General features: G+C 64.0%; 18 protein-coding genes. 12 read left to right on the top strand and 6 right to left on the bottom strand.

Annotated elements, in window-relative coordinates:
- The 3 genes from H7225_RS17625 to H7225_RS17615 form a co-directional block, all read right to left on the bottom strand.
- Positions 1–1,554, bottom strand: a 1,554-nt coding sequence (locus H7225_RS17625; protein WP_290664204.1) for a 3-hydroxyacyl-CoA dehydrogenase NAD-binding domain-containing protein, incomplete at its 3' end; no start/stop codon positions are given.
- Between the two features lie 18 nt (positions 1,555–1,572).
- Positions 1,573–2,778 carry an acetyl-CoA C-acetyltransferase gene (locus H7225_RS17620; protein WP_290664202.1) on the bottom strand — a complete coding sequence of 402 codons (1,206 nt, stop codon included), beginning with the start codon at positions 2,776–2,778 and terminating at the stop codon, positions 1,573–1,575.
- A gap of 49 nt (positions 2,779–2,827) precedes the next feature.
- On the bottom strand, positions 2,828–3,988 hold the full coding sequence (locus tag H7225_RS17615) for an acyl-CoA dehydrogenase family protein (protein WP_290664200.1): 1,161 nt from the start codon (positions 3,986–3,988) through the stop codon (positions 2,828–2,830).
- Between the two features lie 248 nt (positions 3,989–4,236).
- Here H7225_RS17615 and H7225_RS17610 point away from each other — a divergent pair, with 248 nt between their 5' ends.
- From H7225_RS17610 to H7225_RS17595, 4 genes are all read left to right on the top strand, one after another.
- On the top strand, positions 4,237–4,857 hold the full coding sequence (locus H7225_RS17610) for a TetR/AcrR family transcriptional regulator (RefSeq protein ID WP_290664198.1): 621 nt from the start codon (positions 4,237–4,239) through the stop codon (positions 4,855–4,857).
- Positions 4,858–4,960: 103 nt separating this feature from the next.
- Positions 4,961–5,380: a PilZ domain-containing protein gene (locus H7225_RS17605; RefSeq protein ID WP_290664196.1), complete on the top strand. Its 420-nt coding sequence runs from the start codon at positions 4,961–4,963 to the stop codon at positions 5,378–5,380.
- Between the two features lie 86 nt (positions 5,381–5,466).
- Positions 5,467–6,123, top strand: a complete 657-nt coding sequence (locus H7225_RS17600) for a PilZ domain-containing protein (protein ID WP_290664194.1) — start codon at positions 5,467–5,469, stop codon at positions 6,121–6,123.
- A 156-nt stretch (positions 6,124–6,279) separates the two neighbouring features.
- Positions 6,280–6,612, top strand: coding sequence for a hypothetical protein (locus H7225_RS17595; protein WP_290664192.1), 333 nt, complete (start codon positions 6,280–6,282; stop codon positions 6,610–6,612).
- An 8-nt stretch (positions 6,613–6,620) separates the two neighbouring features.
- On the opposite strand, the gene H7225_RS17590 is transcribed toward H7225_RS17595, so the two are convergent.
- Positions 6,621–7,049, bottom strand: coding sequence for a MerR family DNA-binding transcriptional regulator (locus H7225_RS17590; RefSeq protein WP_290664190.1), 429 nt, complete (start codon positions 7,047–7,049; stop codon positions 6,621–6,623).
- Between the two features lie 121 nt (positions 7,050–7,170).
- On the opposite strand from H7225_RS17590, the gene H7225_RS17585 reads away from it, so the two are divergent.
- The 8 genes from H7225_RS17585 (at position 7,171) to trmL (ending at position 16,896) form a co-directional block, all read left to right on the top strand.
- Complete coding sequence (locus tag H7225_RS17585; RefSeq protein ID WP_290664188.1) at positions 7,171–8,115, top strand: SDR family oxidoreductase; 945 nt, start codon at positions 7,171–7,173, stop codon at positions 8,113–8,115.
- 1 nt (position 8,116) lies between these two features.
- A complete protein-coding gene (locus H7225_RS17580; protein WP_290664186.1) occupies positions 8,117–9,727 on the top strand; it encodes a carboxyl transferase domain-containing protein in 1,611 nt (536 codons plus the stop codon).
- A 35-nt stretch (positions 9,728–9,762) separates the two neighbouring features.
- Complete coding sequence (locus H7225_RS17575) at positions 9,763–10,917, top strand: acyl-CoA dehydrogenase family protein (RefSeq protein ID WP_290664183.1); 1,155 nt, start codon at positions 9,763–9,765, stop codon at positions 10,915–10,917.
- Between the two features lie 3 nt (positions 10,918–10,920).
- Positions 10,921–11,739: an enoyl-CoA hydratase-related protein gene (locus H7225_RS17570; RefSeq protein ID WP_290664181.1), complete on the top strand. Its 819-nt coding sequence runs from the start codon at positions 10,921–10,923 to the stop codon at positions 11,737–11,739.
- A gap of 22 nt (positions 11,740–11,761) precedes the next feature.
- Entirely contained in the window at positions 11,762–13,777 is a 2,016-nt protein-coding gene (locus H7225_RS17565) for an acetyl/propionyl/methylcrotonyl-CoA carboxylase subunit alpha (protein WP_290664179.1), read from the top strand.
- A complete protein-coding gene (locus H7225_RS17560) occupies positions 13,774–14,673 on the top strand; it encodes a 3-keto-5-aminohexanoate cleavage protein (RefSeq protein WP_290664177.1) in 900 nt (299 codons plus the stop codon). Before H7225_RS17565 ends, H7225_RS17560 begins: the two co-directional genes overlap by 4 nt.
- A 98-nt stretch (positions 14,674–14,771) precedes the next feature.
- Complete coding sequence (locus H7225_RS17555) at positions 14,772–16,400, top strand: HDOD domain-containing protein (protein WP_290664175.1); 1,629 nt, start codon at positions 14,772–14,774, stop codon at positions 16,398–16,400.
- 25 nt (positions 16,401–16,425) lie between these two features.
- Positions 16,426–16,896 carry a tRNA (uridine(34)/cytosine(34)/5-carboxymethylaminomethyluridine(34)-2'-O)-methyltransferase TrmL gene (trmL, locus tag H7225_RS17550; protein WP_290664173.1) on the top strand — a complete coding sequence of 157 codons (471 nt, stop codon included), beginning with the start codon at positions 16,426–16,428 and terminating at the stop codon, positions 16,894–16,896.
- Here the strand turns inward: trmL and H7225_RS17545 are convergent.
- Positions 16,878–17,906, bottom strand: a complete 1,029-nt coding sequence (locus H7225_RS17545) for an NAD(P)H-dependent glycerol-3-phosphate dehydrogenase (protein WP_290664171.1) — start codon at positions 17,904–17,906, stop codon at positions 16,878–16,880. The two genes, trmL and H7225_RS17545, sit on opposite strands and share 19 nt — an antisense overlap.
- A gap of 13 nt (positions 17,907–17,919) precedes the next feature.
- Entirely contained in the window at positions 17,920–18,387 is a 468-nt protein-coding gene (gene secB / locus H7225_RS17540) for a protein-export chaperone SecB (RefSeq protein WP_290664168.1), read from the bottom strand.
- Positions 18,388–18,410 lie beyond the last annotated feature (23 nt).

Genomic DNA, 18,410 nt, shown 5'->3' with positions numbered 1-18,410 from the left:
TTCGGCCAGCATCGCCATGCCTTCCATGATGTAGGTTGTGAACACCCGCGAGGTGTAGAAGCCGCGCTTGTCATTGACCACGATGGGCGTCTTGCCGATCTGCAGCACGTAGTCGAAGCCGCGCGCCAGGGTCTCGTCGCTCGTGTCCCTGCCGACGATGATTTCGACCAGGGGCATCTTGTCCACCGGCGAAAAGAAATGCAGGCCCAGGAAGTTGGCGGGCCGCTGACTGGCCTTGGCCAGACCGGTGATGGGCAGCGTGGACGTGTTGGACGCGTACACGGCGTTGGCGGGGATCACGGCCTCGGCTTTCTGTGTGCAGACGGCCTTGATCTCGCGGTCTTCAAACACGGCTTCGACGATCAGGTCGCAACCGGCCAGGTCGTCATACGAGGTGGTGGTCTGGATGCGGGCCAGCAGCGCGTCGCGCTTCTCAAGCGTGCTGCGGCCACGGGCCACGGCCTTGTCCAGCAGGGCTTGCGAATAGGCCTTGCCTTTGTCGGCGTTGTCTTGCGTGGTGTCCAACAGCACGACATCAATGCCGACCTTGGCCGACACGTAAGCGATGCCTGCGCCCATCATGCCGGCGCCCAGGATGCCGACCTTCTTGACTTTGCTCTCAAGCGGGCCCTTGGGCCGCGACTGGCCCTTCTTGATGGCGTTGAGCTGATGCCACAAGGTGCCGATCATGTTCTTCGACGTCTGCGACACGACGCAGGCGGCGAAGTAACGCGACTCGACTTGGGAGCCAGCATCGAAGTCCAGGAGACAGCCTTCGAACAGGCAGCTCATGATGTGCGTGATGGCCGGGTAGTTGCCATGCGCCTTGGCATTAACCATGGACGGCGCGATGGCCAGCACCTGCACCACGGCCGGGCTCTTGCTGTCGCCGCCGGGGATGCGAAAGCCCTTGGTGTCCCAGGGCTGCGATGCCTTGGGGTTGGCCAAGCACCAGGCGCGCGCTTTGGAAAGCAGTTCGTCGCGCGTGGCGGCCAGCTCGGTCACCAGGCCCATTTCCTTGGCCTTGGCCGCGGTCAGTTCCTTGCCCTGCGTGATCAGCTCCATTGATTTCTGGAGGCCGATCATGCGCGGCAGGCGCTGCGTGCCGCCGCCACCGGGCAGCAGGCCCAGCTTGACTTCGGGCAGGCCCAGCTTGAGTTTCGGGTCATCGAGCGCGATGCGGGCGTGGCAGGCCAGCGCGATCTCCAGTCCACCCCCCAGGGCCGTGCCGTTGAGGGCGGCCACCACGGGCTTGCCGCACTTTTCCATGCGGCGCAGCATGCCCTTCAGGTCTTCGCAAAGCTTGAAGGCCTCTTCGGCATTGGTGATTTGGGTGAGCTGATCAATGTCGGCGCCGACGATGAAGGTCGGCTTGCCCGAGGTGATGACCAGGCCCTTGAGCGCCGCGTCGGTCTCCAGCTGCTTGACCAGTTCGGCGAAGGGCTCGACCAGCCTGGGGTTGAGCACGTTCATCGCACGGCCGGGCATGTCGATGGTGACCAGGCCGATGCCGTTGGCGTCGATGTCGAATGTGAAGGCTTGTGATTGAGTCATGGTGTGTGCCTGCGGCGATCAGACGCGTTCGATGATGGTGGCGATGCCCATGCCGGCACCGATGCACAAGGTGGCCAGCGCGGTGGACTTGCCGGTGCGCTCAAGCTCGTCCAGGGCGGTGCCCAGGATGATGGCGCCGGTGGCCCCCAAGGGGTGGCCCAAGGCGATGGCGCCGCCGTTGACGTTCACGCGGTCCAGCGGCACGCCCAGGTCACGCGCCGTCTTCATGGGCACGGTGGCGAAGGCCTCGTTGATTTCCCACAGGTCGATGTCGCCTGGGGTCATGCCCAATTTGTTGAGCGCCTTTTTGCAGGCTGGCGTGGGGCCGGTCAGCATGATGGTGGGCTCGGAGCCGATGACCGAGCACATGCGCACCCGGGCCCGTGGCTTGAGTCCGGCCTTGATGCCGGCTTCCTTGCTGCCCAGCAGCACCAGGGCGGCGCCGTCGACGATGCCCGACGAGTTGCCGGCGTGGTGGCTGTGGAGGATTTTCTCGATGGTGGTGTACTTGTCGAGCGCGGTGGCGTCGAAGCCCATGGCGCCCATCATCTCGAACGAGGGCATCAGCTTGGCCAGTGATTCGACCGAAGTGCCTGGGCGGATGGTCTCGTCCCTGCCCAGCATCAGCCGGCCGTTGAGGTCCTTGACAGCGATCAGCGAGCGGCCGAAGCGGCCCTCGGCCTGCGCCAGCGCGGCGCGGCGGTGGGACTCGGCGGCGTAGGCGTCCAGGTCGGCGCGGCTGAAACCTTCCAGCGTGGCGATCAAATCGGCGCTGATGCCTTGGGGCACGAAGGCGGTGCCGCTGTTGATGCGCGGGTCCATGACCCAGGCGCCCCCGTCGCTGCCCATCGGCCAACGGCTCATGGATTCGACGCCCCCGGCCACGATAATGTCTTCCATGCCCGAGCCGATGCGCTGGGCGGCCTGGTTCACGGCCTCCAGGCCCGAGGCGCAAAAGCGCGACAGCGTCACGCCGGCCACGCTTTGCGACCAGCCTGCATCGAGCACGGCGGTGCGCGCGATGTCGGCGCCTTGCTCACCCACGGGCGTCACACAACCCAGCACCAGGTCATCGACCAGCGAGGTGTCCAACTGATTGCGGCTTTGCAGCGCTTGCAGCAATGTGCGCAGCAGCCACACGGGCGTGGCCTGGTGCAGGCTACCGTCTTTCTTGCCCTTGCCGCGCGGGGTGCGCACGGTGTCGAAAATGTAGGCTTCGGTCATGGAAGCTCCTTGGTGTGAGGGGTGCTTGGAATGAGGTGAGGTGGCTGGCTCACAGGAAGCGAGAAGCCAGCTCTTTCATGATTTCATTGGTGCCGCCGTAGATGCGTTGCACGCGCGAATCGGCCCACAGGCGGGCGATCGGGTACTCTTTCATGTAGCCGTAGCCGCCGAAGAGTTGCAGGCATTCGTCGATCAGCTTGCACTGGTTGTCGGTGATCCAGTACTTGATCAGCGCGGCGCGGTCCACGCCCAACTTGCCTTGCAGGTGCTCGACCATGGCCGCATCCACCAAGGCGCGAGAAGCCAGCAAAACGGCTTGGCATTCGGCCAGCTTGAAGCGCGTGTTCTGGAAGCTGAAGATGGGTTTGCCAAAGGCCTTGCGCTCTTTGGTGTACTCGAGCGTGACCTTCATGGCCAGCTCCATGGCGGCAATGCCGGCCAGCGCGACCAGCATGCGCTCTTGGGGCAGCTGTTCCATCAACTGGAAGAAGCCCATGCCCTCATTGCCGCCGATCAGATTCGAGGCGGGCACGACCACGTCGTCGAAGAACAGCTCGGAGGTGTCCTGCGCGTCCATGCCGATTTTTTCGAGGTTGCGGCCACGGCGGAAGCCCGGCGCTTCGTCGGTCTCGACCACGAACAGCGAGATGCCTTGCGCGCCCTTGTCCTTGTCGGTTTTGCACACCACGATGACCAGGTTGGCCAGTTGGCCATTGGTGATGAAGGTTTTGCTGCCGTTGATCTTGTAGGTCTGGCCGTCGTCAGACTTCAAGGCCAGGGTGCGCACGCCTTGCAGGTCGGAGCCGGTGCCGGGTTCGGTCATGGCGATGGCGCTGATCAACTCGCCGGTGGCCAGGCGGGGCAGCCAGCGCTTCTTTTGTGCCTCGCTGCCGTAGTGAAAGATGTAGGGGGCGACGATGCCCGAGTGCAGCGAGCCGCCGAAGCCGCCGATGGCGGCCTCGCCCTGGGCCAACACCAACGCGGCTTCGTGGCCGAAATCGCCGCCGCCGCCGCCGTACTCTTCAGGCGTCGAGGCGCACAGAAAGCCGTTGGCACCGGCATCGAGCCAGGCTTGGCGATCCATCATGCCGGCATGGCGCCAGGCTTCGTCCTTGGGGCCCCATTGCTCTTTGAAGAAGCGTGCCGCCGACTCGAACACCATCTTGTGCTCGTCGGTCATCCAGGTCGCGGGGAAGTTCTGAATCGCCATGGGGGGTGTCCTCGGTATCGCTTGATGTTGATTGGGTAATTTTAATTACCGTTTGTTTTGACCGCCTTGGATCTTCGGCAACGACACGCATCAACACGGTTGTCGCCACGAATCACCATTGTTCCCAGGCGCCGTAAAGTCTGGGGATGTTGGCGCTAGCCTTCTGCCTTGGCAAGGGAAATCATTGATTTCCCCATTGCTGGCATCATTTGGTAATATTGATTTCCATGCCGGAGACCCCATCACCCATGAGTTCAGAATCTGTCGACGACCGCCAGGTCATGCTGGCCACCATGCGCCCCGACACGCTCAAACGCATCGAGAAAGCGGTGCTGGATTTGTTCTCGCGCCAGGACTTCCACGAGGTGAGCCTGCTGGACGTGGCCAAGGCGGCCAACGTGTCGCTGCAGACCATCTACAAGTACTTTGGCAGCAAGGAAACGCTGGTCTACGCCATGCTGGACGTGATGCTGGGCCGCCTGGCCGAACGCATGATCGACCACCTGCAGGGCATCGACGACGCCCGCGAGCGCCTGCGCAAAACTTGCTGGGTCACGCTGGATTACATGGACAAGCACCCGGCTGTGATGCTGCTGCTGTTCACCGCAGTGCCGGTGTCGCGGCACAAAAACATCCGCATCTATGAAAGCCCCGAGCTGATGGGCGCTTTTCTGGGCGTGTTCAAGGACGGGCAGCAGCGTGGGGTGCTCAACAACAAGGTGTCCAGCAAGATCCTGCTGGACGTGTTCATGGGCATCATCGGCCGCGTGGTGCTGATGCACATTGTGCGGCGCGAAGACCGCTCGTTGATCGACCAGTTCGACGAGCTTTTCAATATCCTGTGGCGGGCCATGTCCTTGACGGAGTAGGCGATCGCATCGATTTTCCCACACAGGCGGGCAGATACTCGTCAAGCGGGGCGTTTCATGAATAAAATGTGAGCGCTTGCCTTCGCTTTACAAGGGTAATCCCATGAGCCGCTTGCCCCCTCTGGCCCACGACCAGCCTGATGCCGCCGACGCGGCGGGCAAGGCGTCCAGCCGACGGATTCATGCTCGGCTGGCCATCAGGCGGCCCATTGGTCTGGTCATGGCCGATGGCAGTGTCCGCTCGGCCACCACGGTCGACGTCAGCCAGGTCGGTTTGTCCATGACCACCGACAAGCCCATCGCCCCGGGCAGCAAATGCCAGGTGCGCCTGGAATGGCATTCGGGCGGCGCCTTGCAGTCGGTGGCGTTGGCGGCCAAATCGGTTTATTCCTCCTACACCTCGCCCAAGAACTTCCGCATCGGCCTGCTTTTCGTGGAGGCCCGAGGGGTGGATCTGTTCCTGCAGGAGTTGACCGGTTCGGCGGCCAGTTTGGCGATCAAGAGCGCGCCCGACAAACCCTGAGCGATAAAGGCTACCCGCATACTCTGGTGGTGCATCCGCGAAGTCGTGGAAAGCCAAAACCGCTTCATTCAAATCTGAGAGGGCTTATGCCAAACGACACCAACCAAGCCCTGGTCACTGAAGTGGGATTGCGATCGCTCAAACTGCGCCCTGGCGTGGCTTTGCAGACGCAGGGTGTCACGCCGGGTTCGCCCAAGCTGGAGGCGCAGTTCCTGGCAGCCATTGACGGCAAGGGCGTGATGGTGGGGCCACATGTGGCGTCCAGCGGCAAGTCGCCCCTGAAGGCCGGAGACGAGTACACCGTGCAGGGCTTCACAGGGCAGCACGACTTCTGGTTCAAGGCGCAGGTCATCCAGACCTTTGATGTGCCCTTTGTGTACGCGCTGCTGGTTTATCCCAAGGTGGTCCAGGCCCGCCTGGTGCGTCGCTCATTGCGCATGAAAACATCCTTGCCGGCCCAAGTGTCACTGGCCGGCGGCAGCGGGGTCATCCATGCCACGCTGATTGACGTGAGCCCTTTTGGGGCCATGGTGCACGCGCCCAGTAGCATCGGGGTCATCGGCGACCTGGTCAACCTGGCTTTCGGTGTTGATTTCGAAGGCGATCTGGTCAGCCTGGAGATCCCCGCCAAGCTGTGCCACAGCCACCAGGCCGATGCTGGCGATGGGGTGCACGTTGGCATGTCCTTCCAGGCGGTGTCGCAGCGCGACAAGCTGATCCTGCATTACCTGGCCCAGTCATAGGCCGACCCTTTGACGTGAAAGCTTATTGACGCTGTTTTAACCTGCAGCGGTTGCACACGGCTTGACGGGGTGGGGAAAACGGGGCTTGATCCTGGCCCTTCAGTCCCTATATGCTGGTGGTGCCATTCGCACGTTGTCGAACCGGAGTTGTCACTCATGACTCAGCCATCCCCCCGGGCCAGTTCCGCCCAGTTGTCGATCATTGAAACGCTGGCGTATGCGCTGGAGCGCGTCGAGCGCGGCTTCAGTTCGGTCAGCCCGCATCAGTACCAGCAACTGACGTTGCGCCTGAGCGAGGCGCTGCGCACCGCAGTGCCGGGCGTGTCGCTGCAAGCGTTGCTGGACGCATTTCCGGCCACGGCCGAGCTGTACGAGAATGTGAATTACGAGCGCGCCGGGCTGTGCCGGTCGCCCTTGCAGGCCAGCTCGGATGCCGAGGTGATGGCGCGCACCATCCTGGCCCGGGCACGTTGCGCTGAAGATTGCTGATCGGGTGATCAGCGCGCTTTGGTTTTTGACGCGCGCTTGCTGTCCAGCATCTGGCGGCTGCGCTCGTTGATCAGCCGCAACTCGGCCAACGAGGTGTCAATTTGCGCACGTTTGGCTTCCAGATCGCGGATGGCGCCATCCGTGGTTTCGATCACGTAGGTGAGTTGCTGGACGCGGCCTTCGCCTTGGTCGCCATACATGTCGAGGTAAGTTTTGACCTCTGACAGCGGCATGCCCAGTGATTTGGCGCGCAGGATGCGCGACAGGCGGGCGCGGTCTACCTTGGAATACACCCGCGTGCCATTCAGGCGGCGCGGCGCCAGCAAACCCTTGGTTTCGTAAAAGCGCAGGGTTCGGGGTGAGACCTCGAAGGCGGCGCACATCTCGGCGATGCCCATCAGGGCTTCGCTGTCGCCAAGGGTCTTGTCTTCCGTCATGCGCGCATTATGGACGATGCTTTCCCCATCGGTTCGAGGGATTACCTAATGGTGTAGCTGGTTGACGTTAACGTCATCATGGCCTACAGTTTGTGTTGATCCTTCAACACCAGCCCAGGTCATGACGCATTCTGCCGACGCCCCACCTCCGAAGCCCCGTCACTACGACAGCGTTCTCAAGCCCGGCTTGTTCCAGGGTGAGGTGCACGTCATCACTGGTGGAGGCAGTGGCATCGGGCGCTGCGTGGCGCACGAGCTGGCGGCTTTGGGCGCCACCGTGGTCATCACCGGGCGCAGCGCTGAGAAGCTGGCCAAGGTCACGGCCGAGATCCTGGAAGACGGCGGCAAGGTTGATTCGATCGCCTTCGACATCCGTGACGAAGACGCGGTCAAGAACGCGGTGAAAGAGATCGTGGCCAAGCATGGCCGCATCCACGGCTTGGTCAACAACGCGGGTGGGCAGTTTCCCTCGCCGATGGAGGCGATCTCCAAGCGCGGTTTCGAGGCGGTGGTGGCCAACAATTTGACCGGCGGATTTTTGATGGCGCGCGAGGTGTATTTGCAATCCATGCAGAAGCATGGCGGCGCCATCGTCAACATGACCGCTGACATGTGGAACGGCATGCCGGGCATGGCGCACTCGGGGGCGGCGCGCGCGGGCATGGTCAACCTGACCAAGACGGCGGCCTTTGAATGGGCTGGCGCCAGGGTGCGCGTGAACGCGGTGGCGCCGGGCTGGATTGCCTCCAGCGGCATGGACGCGTATGGCCCGGCCATGGCGCCCGTCATCCGTGGTTTGAAAGACCACTTGCCGATGCGGCGCATGGGCCTGGAGGCCGAAGTCAGTGCGGCCATCTGCTTCTTGCTGAGCCCGGGTGCCACCTTCATCACCGGCATCACCTTGCCGATCGACGGCGGCGCGCCTTTGCACAGCGCCACGTGGCCCTCGATGGGTGGCCAGCCTGCGCCGGCCTTCGACGGCTTCCACCGGTCCAGCGTGCCCCAGGTGCTGCAGGACATGGCGGCCCAAGACGCCCAAGATCAATCCAAGAACGGGAAAGCCTGACATGCCAGCCCTGCGTTCTGCCTTGAACCCCAAGTCCGAAGCTTTTCAGACCAATGTGGCTCGGATGAGCGAGCGCCTGGCCGAAGTGCAGGCGCTGGAAGCGCAGGTGCGCCGCGAATCGGCCGCCAAGCGCGACAAGTTCGACAAGCGTGGGCAGTTGCTGCCGCGTGAACGCGTGGCCCGCCTGCTCGACCGCGATTCGCCCTTCCTTGAGCTGAGCACGCTCGCCGGCCTGCGCATGCACGATGACGATGGCAAGAAGAACGTGCTGGGCGGCGGCACCATCATCGGCATCGGCGTGGTGGGTGGCAAGCGCTGCCTGGTCACGGCCAGCGACAGCGCACTCAAGGGCGGCACGGTCTCGCCCATGGGCTTGAAGAAGGCGCTGCGGGCGCAAGAGATCGCGCGAGAAAACAAGCTGCCCATCATCTGCCTGGTGGAAAGCGGCGGCGCCAACCTGATGTACCAGAGCGAGATCTTCGTGGAGGGCGGGCGCAGCTTTGCCAACCAGGCGCGCTTGTCGGCCATGGGCATTCCGCAGATCGCGGTGGTGCATGGCTCTTCAACGGCGGGAGGCGCTTACCTGCCGGGCCTGTCGGACTACGTGATCCTGGTGCGCGACCATTCCAGCATCTACCTGGCGGGACCTCCGCTGGTCAAAGCCGCCATCGGCGAAGACACGACCGATGAAGCTTTGGGCGGTGCGCAGATGCACGCCGAGGTGACCGGCTTGGGCGAGTACCTGAGCGAAGACGATGCGCACGCGCTGGCCCTGTGCCGCGAGTTGGTCGACAAGCTGCAATGGGACACGGTGCCCGCCGCCGTGGCAGTGCCTGCCCCCTTGTTCGATGAAGAAGAGCTGATGGGTTGCATCCCAGCCGATGACCGCGAGCCCTTCGACACCCGCGAGGTCATCGCCCGCATCGTCGATGGCTCTGATTTCCTTGAATTCAAAGCCAACCTGGCGCCCGAGACCTTGTGCGGCCATGCCCGCATCAATGGGCACCTGGTCGGCATCCTGGGCAACAACGGGCCGATTCAGCCCAATGGCTCGACCAAGGCGGCGCAGTTCATCCAGCTGTGCGACCAGAGTGGCACGCCCTTGCTGTTTTTGCAGAACACGACCGGCTACATGGTGGGCTCGGCGGCCGAACGCGCCGGTGCCATCAAGCATGGTGCCAAGATGATCCAGGCCGTGGCCAATGCGCGAGTGGCCAAGCTGACCATCGTGCTGGGCGGCTCATTTGGCGCGGGCAACTACGGCATGTGCGGCCGGGGTTTTGACCCGCGCTTCATCTTCTCGTGGCCATCGGCGCGCACGGCGGTGATGGGTGGCGCGCAAGCGGCCAAGGTGATGGACATCCTGACCCGCAGCAAGCTGGAACGCGCAGGGCACCCGGTCAACGAAGACATGCTCAAGGGCATGTCGGATGTCTTGCGCGACAAGCTCGATCAAGAGTCCGCCGCCTTGTTCGGCACGGCGCGCCTGTGGGATGACGGGATCATCGATCCGCGCGATACGCGCCGCGTGCTGTCGATGTGCCTGGACCTGGTCCGGGAAGCGGCGCAACGCAGTTTGAGATCGAACACCTTTGGCGTGGCACGCCTGTGATCTGACGCCTGATCGATACAACGAGGAGACACCCCATGCAATTCACCCCCGAACACATCCAGCTGGCCGACACCGTCAAGCGCTTTTGCGAGCAGGAGATCAACCCACACGTCAAGGAATGGGAAGCCGCCGAGATCTTTCCGGCGCACGAGGTCTTCAAGAAAATGGGCAACTTGGGCCTGCTGGGCGTGAAGTACGACCCGGCCTACGGCGGCATGGGCCTGGACTTCTCGTACTCGATGGTGGTGGCCGAGACCCTGGGCGCGATCCCGTGTGGCGGCGTGCCCATGGCCATCGGCGTGCAGACCGACATGTGCACCCCGGCCCTGGCCCGCTTCGGCTCGGACGAACTTAAGCGCGAGTACCTGGCGCCTGCGATTGCGGGTGACATGGTCGGTTGTATTGGCGTGAGCGAGGCCGGTGGTGGCTCTGATGTGGCGGCCCTGAAGACCACGGCCCGCACCGACGGCGACGACTACGTCATCAACGGTTCGAAGATGTGGATCACCAACGCCATGCAAGCGGACTGGTGTTGCCTGCTGGCCAACACGTCGGAGGGCAAGGTGCACGCTAACAAGTCGCTGATCATCGTGCCGATGGACGCCAAGGGCATCGAGAAGCAGAAGATCAAGAAGATCGGCATGAACTCGTCGGACACCGCGCAGATCTTCTTTGACAACGTGCGTGTGCCCAAGCGCAACCTGATCGGGGTTGAAGGCACCGGCTTCATGATGCAGATGTTGCAGTTCCAGGAAGAGCGCCTGTACGGGGCCGCCAACTCATTGAAGATGCTGGACAACCTGATCGATAAAACCATCGAGTACTGCCAAGAGCGGCACACCTTTGGCAAGCCCTTGATTGACAACCAGGTCATCCATTTTCGCCTGGCCGAGTTGCGCACCGAGGTTGAGTGCCTGCGCTCGCTGACCTACCGCGCGGTGGATGACTACATTGGCGGCGCCGATGTGACCCGCCTGGCCTCGATGGCCAAGCTCAAGTGCGGCCGCCTGATCCGCGAGGTGGCCGACAGCTGCCTGCAGTACTGGGGCGGCATGGGCTTCACCTGGGACAACCCGGTCTCGCAGGCCTACCGCGATGGCCGCCTGGTGTCCATCGGCGGTGGGGCCGACGAGATCATGCTGGGCATCATCGCCAAGCTTGAAGGCACCTTGCCCAAGAAGGCCAGGTAAGCCATGACGATCGCTTCGACGATGAGCGCGCTGCTGTTGCAGCAATCGGGCGGCGTGTTGAGCATCACGCTCAACCGCCCCGAAGTGCGCAATGCCATGTCCCTGGCCATGGTCAATGAACTGATCCAGACCTTGGCCCAGGCCGAGCAGGGCACCGGCGTGCGCGTGGTGGTGGTGCGCGGCGCGGGCGGCCATTTCTGTGCCGGGGGCGATCTGCAGGAGATGGCCAAGGCCCGCATGGCCCTGCCCGAGCCGGGTGTGGACGCGGCCGCCGAGGTGAATGCGCAGTTCGGCCGTTTGTGCCTGGCTTATGCCCGCTCCAGCCTGCCCATCATCACCGTGCTGGAAGGCACCGTGATGGGCGGCGGCTTCGGCCTGGCTTGCGTGTCTGATGTGACCCTGGCTTTGGGCAACGCGGTGTTCCGTTTGCCCGAGACCTCGCTGGGCGTGATCCCCGCGCAGATCGCGCCTTTCCTGGTTGAGCGCATTGGTTATGCCGAGGCCAAACGTCTGGCGGTGACGGGCGGCAAGGTCGAGGCCGGTGAAGCCTTGGCGATCCGCCTGGTGCACGAAGTGCATGGTGATGCCGCTTCGCTGGATGCTGCTTTGCGCCAGGTCATCGACCGCATCATGGCTTGCGCGCCAGGTGCCATCGCGGCCACCAAGGCCTTGCTGGCCCGCACGCGTTTCGAGCCGCCCCAGGACTTGATCCACGATGCGGCCGCGATGTTCTCGCAAGCCGTGCAAAGCCCCGAAGGGGTGGAGGGCACAACGGCCTTCATCCAGAAACGCAAGCCCAGCTGGGTTCCGCAAGCGAGTTGAACAAGGCATTGATCGAGACACCATGCTGAACAAGATCCTCATCGCCAACCGGGGCGAGATCGCCTGCCGCGTGATCCGCACCGCGCGCAAGCTGGGCTACCGAACCGTGGCCGTCTACAGCGATGCCGATGCGCAAGCGCCCCATGTGGACCTGGCCGACGAGGCCGTGCACATCGGTGGCTCAGCCGCCAGCGAGTCCTACCTGCGCATTGAGGCGATCCTTGATGCTGCGAAGAAAACGGGCGCCGATGCCATCCACCCCGGCTACGGTTTCTTGTCTGAGAACGAAGCCTTTGCGCAGGCTTGCATCGATGCTGGCGTGACCTTCATTGGCCCACCGCCACAAGCCATCCACGCGATGGGTGACAAGGCTAGAGCCAAGAAGCTGATGATCGAGGCCAAGGTGCCGACCGCGCCCGGCTACCTGGGCGAAAGCCAAGACGACCAGCACCTCATCAACGAGGCCGAGAAGCTGGGCTACCCCCTGCTGGTCAAGGCCGTGAGCGGTGGCGGGGGCCGGGGCATGCGCCTGGTGCACGCCAAGGAGGAGCTCGCTCAAGCCATCGTCAGCGCCCGCCGCGAAGCGCAAAGCGCCTTTGGCGATGGCACCCTGATGCTGGAGCGCCTGATCGAGAATGGCCGCCACATCGAGATCCAGGTGTTTGCCGACGCGCATGGCAACGCCGTCTACATCGGCGAGCGTGATTGCAGTGCGCAACGCCGCCGCCAGAAGGTGATCGAAGAAGCGCCATCGCCCATCGTCAGCCCCGAGATGCGCGCCAGCATGGGCCGCGATGCGGTGGCCGCCGCGCTGGCCATCGGCTACCGGGGCGCGGGCACCATCGAGTTCATCGTCGATGCCGATTTGAACTACTACTTCCTGGAGATGAACACCCGCCTGCAGGTCGAGCACCCGGTCACCGAGATGATCTCGGGCCTGGACCTGGTGGAGTGGCAACTGCGCGTGGCCGCGGGCCAGCCTTTGCCGCTCACACAAGACCAGATCACCTTGACAGGCCATTCCATCGAAGCCCGCCTGTACACCGAAGACCCCTACGCCGACTTTGCGCCGCAGACCGGAGCCATCCGCTGGTGGCGCCCCGAACGCGCGCTGCACGATGGCGTGCGCATTGACGGCGGCATCCGCGAAGGCGGCGAGGTCACGCCGTTTTACGACCCCATGGTGGCCAAGCTCATCGTGCATGGCCGCGACCGCGACGACGCCATCCGCCGCCTGATCGCCACGCTGGACGACGCACCCCTGCTGGGCCTGCGCAACAACGGCCGATTCTTGCGCGACCTGGTCGACCACCCGACCTTTCGGGGTGGCGCCATGACCACGGCCCTGATTGACCAGTGGGGCCTGGACAAGCACGCCATCCTGGACCGCCCGGTGGCCAGCGTTGAGGCCTGGTTGATCGCCGCTGCCGCGCACGCCTTCAAGGGCCGCAAGGATGCGACTGCCAAGACCCTGCGCTCGGCCAGCGTCACCGACTACGAACTGCAACTGGCCTGCGATGGCGAGCAACACCGTCTGAACGTCCGCCCCGGGCCGCAAGGCGCGATCACTTTGAGCATTGACCAGGAGCCGGCAACACACACCCTGCGCGTCATCGGCCACGAAGGTGATGAGCAAGGCGGCACCCTGCGCTACGAGATCGACGGCGTGCGCAAGCGCGTGTTGGCTGTGTGGGTCGACAAGGCACTGCACCTGGTCATCCAGGCCGCGACCTTCGTGTTCGCCGAAGTGTCGCCCTGGCCCAGCAAGGACGTGGCCAACGACCCCAGCCGCGCGGTCTCGCCCGTGGCTGGTGTGGTGGCGCAATTGCTGGTCAAGCCCGGCGATGCGGTCACCAGAGGCCAGCCGCTGCTCAGTGTCGAGGCCATGAAGATGGAAATGTGGCTCAACGCCCAGGCGCCGGGCGTGGTCAAGGCCGTTCACGTTGCCGTGGGCGAGCAAGTGCAATCCCAGGCCCTGCTGCTTGAGATCGAACTCAAGGAGCTGGACCTGACCGCTACCGAATCAAAGGAATCATGATGGAAAAAGCCATCCTCACTTGCGCGCTGACCGGCGTGTTGACCGACCCCACGCAACACCCCGTGCCCGTCACCGCTGCCGAAATGGCCGCCGCCGCGCGCCAGGCCTTCGATGCGGGTGCCTCGATCATGCATGTGCACCTGCGCCAGCAAACGCCCGGCATGGGCCGCTTCCCATCGTGGGATCCCGAGGTTGCCGCCGAGATCGACACCGCCATCCGCGAAGCCTGCCCCGGCGTCATCATCAACCTCACCACCGGTGTGATGGGTCCGGACATCTCCGGCCCCGCGGCCTGCATCCGCCGGGTGCGCCCCGAGATTGCCGCCTGCAATGCCGGCAGCCTGAACTACCTGAAAATCAAAGAGAACGGCCAGTGGGCCTGGCCGCCCATGCTGTTCGATAACACGGTCGACAAGGTCAAGGCCATGCTCGACGTGATGCACGAGACGCACACCCGCCCCGAGTTCGAATGCTTCGACGTGGGCATCGTGCGGTCGGTGGGCATGTTCCGCAAGGCCGGCATGAGTGATCACCTGGAGTACAACTTCGTGATGGGCGTGGCCTCGGGCATGCCGGTGGACGCCGACTTGCTCAAACTGCTGGTCAAGTACCGCGAGCCCGGCACCGTGTGGCAGACCACCCTGATCGGCCGCGAAGAAATCTGGCCCGTGCACCAGGCCACGGCCGACCTGGGCGGCATGTTGCGCACCGGCGTGGAAGACACCTTCTACCTGCCCGGCGGCGCCCGCACCACCGGCAATGGCCCACTGATCGAAGCCTTGGCGAAGTGCGCCCGCAACGCTGGCCGCGAGGTCGCCTCGCCGCAAGACGCCCGCGCCTTGCTGGGCCTGCGCGCCCAGGAGCTGCACGGCGAGCAGGTCAAGTCACCGGGGTAGGCTCTGAAAAAGCCCTCGGCTATCCGATATTTCAAGGTTTAGGCTCGGCCGCGCTGGGGTCCAATAGGGCCAATCCTTTTGAAGATTGCGCGCACCTCATGTCGGCCACCTCGTCTGCCTCCGAAGTCTCTGGTGACAACCCCTCCGTCACCCTGGACTACCTGCTGCGGCGCATGCGTCACAAAAGCGATTTCCCGACCCTGTCGGCCTCGGTGACGCGCATTCAATCCCTGTCCGAGTCAGAGAACGAAAGCCTGGGCGGCCTGTGCGATGAAATCCTCAAGGACGTCGCGCTGACTCAAAAGCTGCTGCGCCTGATCAACACACCCCACTACCGACGCGGTGGCGGTGATGCCATCAGCACCGTCTCACGCGCCGTGTCCCTGATCGGCCTGGCGGGTGTGCGCAACCTGGCCTTGTCGCTGATGCTCGTCGAGCACATGGAAGACAAGCAGCACGCCCAGCAGCTCAAGGAAGAGTTTTTGCGCACGGTGATGGCCGGCACCCTGGCCAGCGAGCTGTGCATCAGTTCACGCGATGCCGAGGACGCGTTCATTGGATCGCTGTTCCGCAACCTGGGCCGCTTGCTGGCCGAGTTCTACCTGCCCGATGAGGCCCAGGAAGTTCGAGGGCTGGCGCGTCCTGCCGAAGACGGCACGCCGGCCCAGATGACCGAAGCCGCAGCCTCTGCCCAGGTGATGGGCATGCCCTTTGAAGACCTGGGGCAGGCCGTGGGCCAGACCTGGGCTTTGCCTGATCGTTTGCTGGCCGTCATGAGGGCCCCGACGGGCTCTGTGCCCAGCCGGTCTCAGCTGGGCAAGCCCGAGCACCAGGCCTGGCTGGCCACGCTGGCCAACGCGGCCGCCGACGCCATGCTGTTTTCTGCGCCCGAGGCACTGGGCCAGCGGCTCACCACCCTGAACCACACCTACGCCGTGGCGCTGGAACTCAAGTCCACCGCTGTGCAAGAGGCGGCCGGCCGCGCCCGCAAGCGCCTGACCGAGCTGACCCAGGCCCTCAAGATGGAGTTTCCCAAAAACTCCCAGGCCGAACGCATGCTGGACCACTTTTACGTGGATGCGCCCAATGCCGGTCAGACAGGGGGGCCCGGCCCTGAAGCACTGGGCCTGGTCGTGGCAGGCACCGATGGCGAGCTGGGAGCTGACAAAATTGCCATGTCGACAAGATCGGCCGACGTGCTCACCAGTGGCATCCAGGACATCACCAACACGATGGTCGATTCCTTCAAGCTCAACGACATCCTGCGCATGATCCTGGAGACGATTTACCGGGCGCTGGATTGCCGCCGCGTGATCTTCTGCATGCGCGATGCCAAGACCATGCGGCTGATTGGCCGCATTGGCCTGGGCGAGGGTGCCGATGGCATTAAAACGTCTTTCCAGATTCCCTTGACGGTGGCCCCTGGAGCGCAGGCTGATCTGTTCACCGCTGTCAGCCTGAAGGGGGCCGACACGCTCATCTCCGATGCCAGCGCCGAGGCCATCCGCAACCGCCTGCCCGTGTGGTTCCGCGACCGTGTTCAGGCGCCGACATTTTTGCTCTTGCCCATGTCGATGAAGCACCAGGGCAAGGAGATGGTGCTGGGCCTGATCTACGCCGACAAGGCCCAGGCCGGCAGCTTGCAGATCAGCGAGAAGGACTTGTCCTTGCTGCGCACCTTGCGCAACCAGGCCTTGATGGCCTTCAAGCAAACGACTGGCGGATAGGCCGGGTGTGGATAATCGCGGGCATATGTTCCGCATCGTCCTCGTCGAACCTGAAATCCCGCCCAACACGGGCAATGTGATCCGCCTGGCGGCCAACACCGGCTGTGAGCTGCACCTGATCGAGCCCTTGGGTTTTTCGATGGACGACAAGCTGTTGCGCCGCGCCGGCCTGGATTACCACGAGCACGCGCCCGTGCGCCGCCATGCCAACTGGCAGGCCTTCGTTGATGCTGTGCAGCCCGACCGATCCCGCATGTTCGCCTTCACCACGCGTGGCAGCCGCCTGCTGGGTGATTTCCAGTGGCAAGCCGGTGACTGGCTGGTGTTTGGCTGCGAGACGCGGGGCCTGGACCCGGCCCTGCGTGAGCAGTTCCCAGCAGATCAACGCGTGCGCCTGCCGATGCTGCCCGAGCAGCGCAGCCTGAACCTCAGCAATGCCGTGGCCGTGGCCGTTTTTGAGGCCTGGCGCCAGAACGGTTATTCGAACGGGGTTTGAATGCGCGCGCCAGCGGTTTCGGCCTTGGCCTCGCGGCTCATCAGCGCACCCACGGCCTTGGCCGGGGTGATGCGGCCTTCCAGCACGGCCACCACGGCTTCGGTGATGGGCATGTCCACCTCCAGCGCCTTGGCGCGTTGCAGCACCGTGGCGGCGCTGTAAACGCCTTCGGCCACGTGACCCAGGTCGGACAGGATCTGCGCCAGGGGCAGCCCCTCGGCGAGTTTGAGGCCCACCGTGCGGTTGCGAGACAGGTTGCCGGTGGCGGTCAGCACCAGGTCGCCCAGGCCCGACAGGCCCATGAAAGTGTCGGTTTGCGCCCCCAGGGCCACGCCCAGGCGCGTCATCTCGGCCAGGCCACGTGTGATCAGGGCGGCGCGGGCATTCAAGCCCAGTTGCATGCCATCGACGATGCCTGTGGCGATGGCCAGCACGTTCTTGACGGCGCCGCCCACTTCCACGCCAATCGGATCATTGGAGGTGTAGACGCGCAAGCTGTCACTGTGGAAAGCCGCCACGGCCTGGTCGCCCAGGGTGGTGTCGAAACTGGCGGCCACCAGGGCCGTGGGCTGATTGCCAGCGACTTCGTTGGCAAAACTGGGGCCGGACAACACGCCGCAACGCGCATGCGGGCGCAGTGCCATGGCGATTTCGTGGCCCAAGCGCCCGGTGCCTTTTTCAAAGCCCTTGCACAGCCACAGCGCGGCCACGTCCTCGGGCAGTGCGCGCAACATGCCATCCAGCGCCGCCATGGGCGTGCCGATGATGACCAACCCGCCATGGGCCCCTTGCGCGCGCGAATGCGCCACGGCCTCGTTCAGGTCGTGCGTCACGCGCAGGGCGTCGGGGAAGGGCGTGTCGGGCAGGTAGCGTGCATTGCGCCGCGTGGCCTGCATTGCGCGCGCCTGGGGCTCGTCGCGAGCCCAGAGCAGCACGTGGGGGTTGTGGCGGGCGGCGCTGATGGCCAGCGCTGTGCCCCAGGCCCCCGCGCCCAGAACCGTGAGGTTCATGAGGGCAAAAAGATCAGGAATTCAGGGCTTGAGGCGCGCCGGCAGCGGCTTGCTGCAGCTGGGCTTCGTACATGGCCTGGAAGTTGACTTCGGTCAGGTGCACGGGCGGGAAGCCGGTGCGGTTGATGATGTCGGCCACGGTGGCGCGCAGATAAGGGTAAACGATCTGTGGGCAGGCGATGGCCACGATCGGTTGCATCTGTTCTTGGGGCACGTTGCGGATCTCGAACAGACCGGCTTGCTTGGCTTCGACCAGGAACAGCACCTTGTCGTTGACCTTGGTGGTCACGGTGGCGGTGACGGTGATCTCGAACAGGCCTTCGTTGACTTCTTCGGCGTTCAGGTTGAGCTGCACGTCAACCTGGGGTTGGCCTTGCTCCAGCAGGATGGCGGGCGCGTTGGGCTGTTCCAGCGACAGATCCTTCAGGTAGATGCGCTGGATGTTGAAGGAAGGTTGGCCGTTGATGGCTTGGTCGGTCATGGTGAATCCTTGGGATGGAGCGC

The sequence above is a fragment of the Aquabacterium sp. genome, assembly GCF_014378415.1.
Classification (GTDB): Bacteria; Pseudomonadota; Gammaproteobacteria; order Burkholderiales; family Burkholderiaceae_C; genus Aquabacterium.
Note: the sequence above shows the minus strand (reverse complement) of the source record. Positions and strands in the feature narration are given on the sequence as shown.

Excerpts from the sequence above, each read along its gene's own strand:
- H7225_RS17620 (WP_290664202.1), bottom strand. The coding sequence starts at position 2,778 with ATGACCGAAGCCTACATTTTCGACACCGTGCGCACCCCGCGCGGCAAG.
- H7225_RS17615 (WP_290664200.1), bottom strand. The coding sequence starts at position 3,988 with ATGGCGATTCAGAACTTCCCCGCGACCTGGATGACCGACGAGCACAAG.
- H7225_RS17610 (WP_290664198.1), top strand. The coding sequence starts at position 4,237 with ATGAGTTCAGAATCTGTCGACGACCGCCAGGTCATGCTGGCCACCATG.
- H7225_RS17605 (WP_290664196.1), top strand. The coding sequence starts at position 4,961 with ATGAGCCGCTTGCCCCCTCTGGCCCACGACCAGCCTGATGCCGCCGAC.
- H7225_RS17600 (WP_290664194.1), top strand. The coding sequence starts at position 5,467 with ATGCCAAACGACACCAACCAAGCCCTGGTCACTGAAGTGGGATTGCGA.
- H7225_RS17595 (WP_290664192.1), top strand. The coding sequence starts at position 6,280 with ATGACTCAGCCATCCCCCCGGGCCAGTTCCGCCCAGTTGTCGATCATT.
- H7225_RS17590 (WP_290664190.1), bottom strand. The coding sequence starts at position 7,049 with ATGACGGAAGACAAGACCCTTGGCGACAGCGAAGCCCTGATGGGCATC.
- H7225_RS17585 (WP_290664188.1), top strand. The coding sequence starts at position 7,171 with ATGACGCATTCTGCCGACGCCCCACCTCCGAAGCCCCGTCACTACGAC.
- H7225_RS17580 (WP_290664186.1), top strand. The coding sequence starts at position 8,117 with ATGCCAGCCCTGCGTTCTGCCTTGAACCCCAAGTCCGAAGCTTTTCAG.
- H7225_RS17575 (WP_290664183.1), top strand. The coding sequence starts at position 9,763 with ATGCAATTCACCCCCGAACACATCCAGCTGGCCGACACCGTCAAGCGC.
- H7225_RS17570 (WP_290664181.1), top strand. The coding sequence starts at position 10,921 with ATGACGATCGCTTCGACGATGAGCGCGCTGCTGTTGCAGCAATCGGGC.
- H7225_RS17565 (WP_290664179.1), top strand. The coding sequence starts at position 11,762 with ATGCTGAACAAGATCCTCATCGCCAACCGGGGCGAGATCGCCTGCCGC.
- H7225_RS17560 (WP_290664177.1), top strand. The coding sequence starts at position 13,774 with ATGATGGAAAAAGCCATCCTCACTTGCGCGCTGACCGGCGTGTTGACC.
- H7225_RS17555 (WP_290664175.1), top strand. The coding sequence starts at position 14,772 with ATGTCGGCCACCTCGTCTGCCTCCGAAGTCTCTGGTGACAACCCCTCC.
- trmL (WP_290664173.1), top strand. The coding sequence starts at position 16,426 with ATGTTCCGCATCGTCCTCGTCGAACCTGAAATCCCGCCCAACACGGGC.
- H7225_RS17545 (WP_290664171.1), bottom strand. The coding sequence starts at position 17,906 with ATGAACCTCACGGTTCTGGGCGCGGGGGCCTGGGGCACAGCGCTGGCC.
- secB (WP_290664168.1), bottom strand. The coding sequence starts at position 18,387 with ATGACCGACCAAGCCATCAACGGCCAACCTTCCTTCAACATCCAGCGC.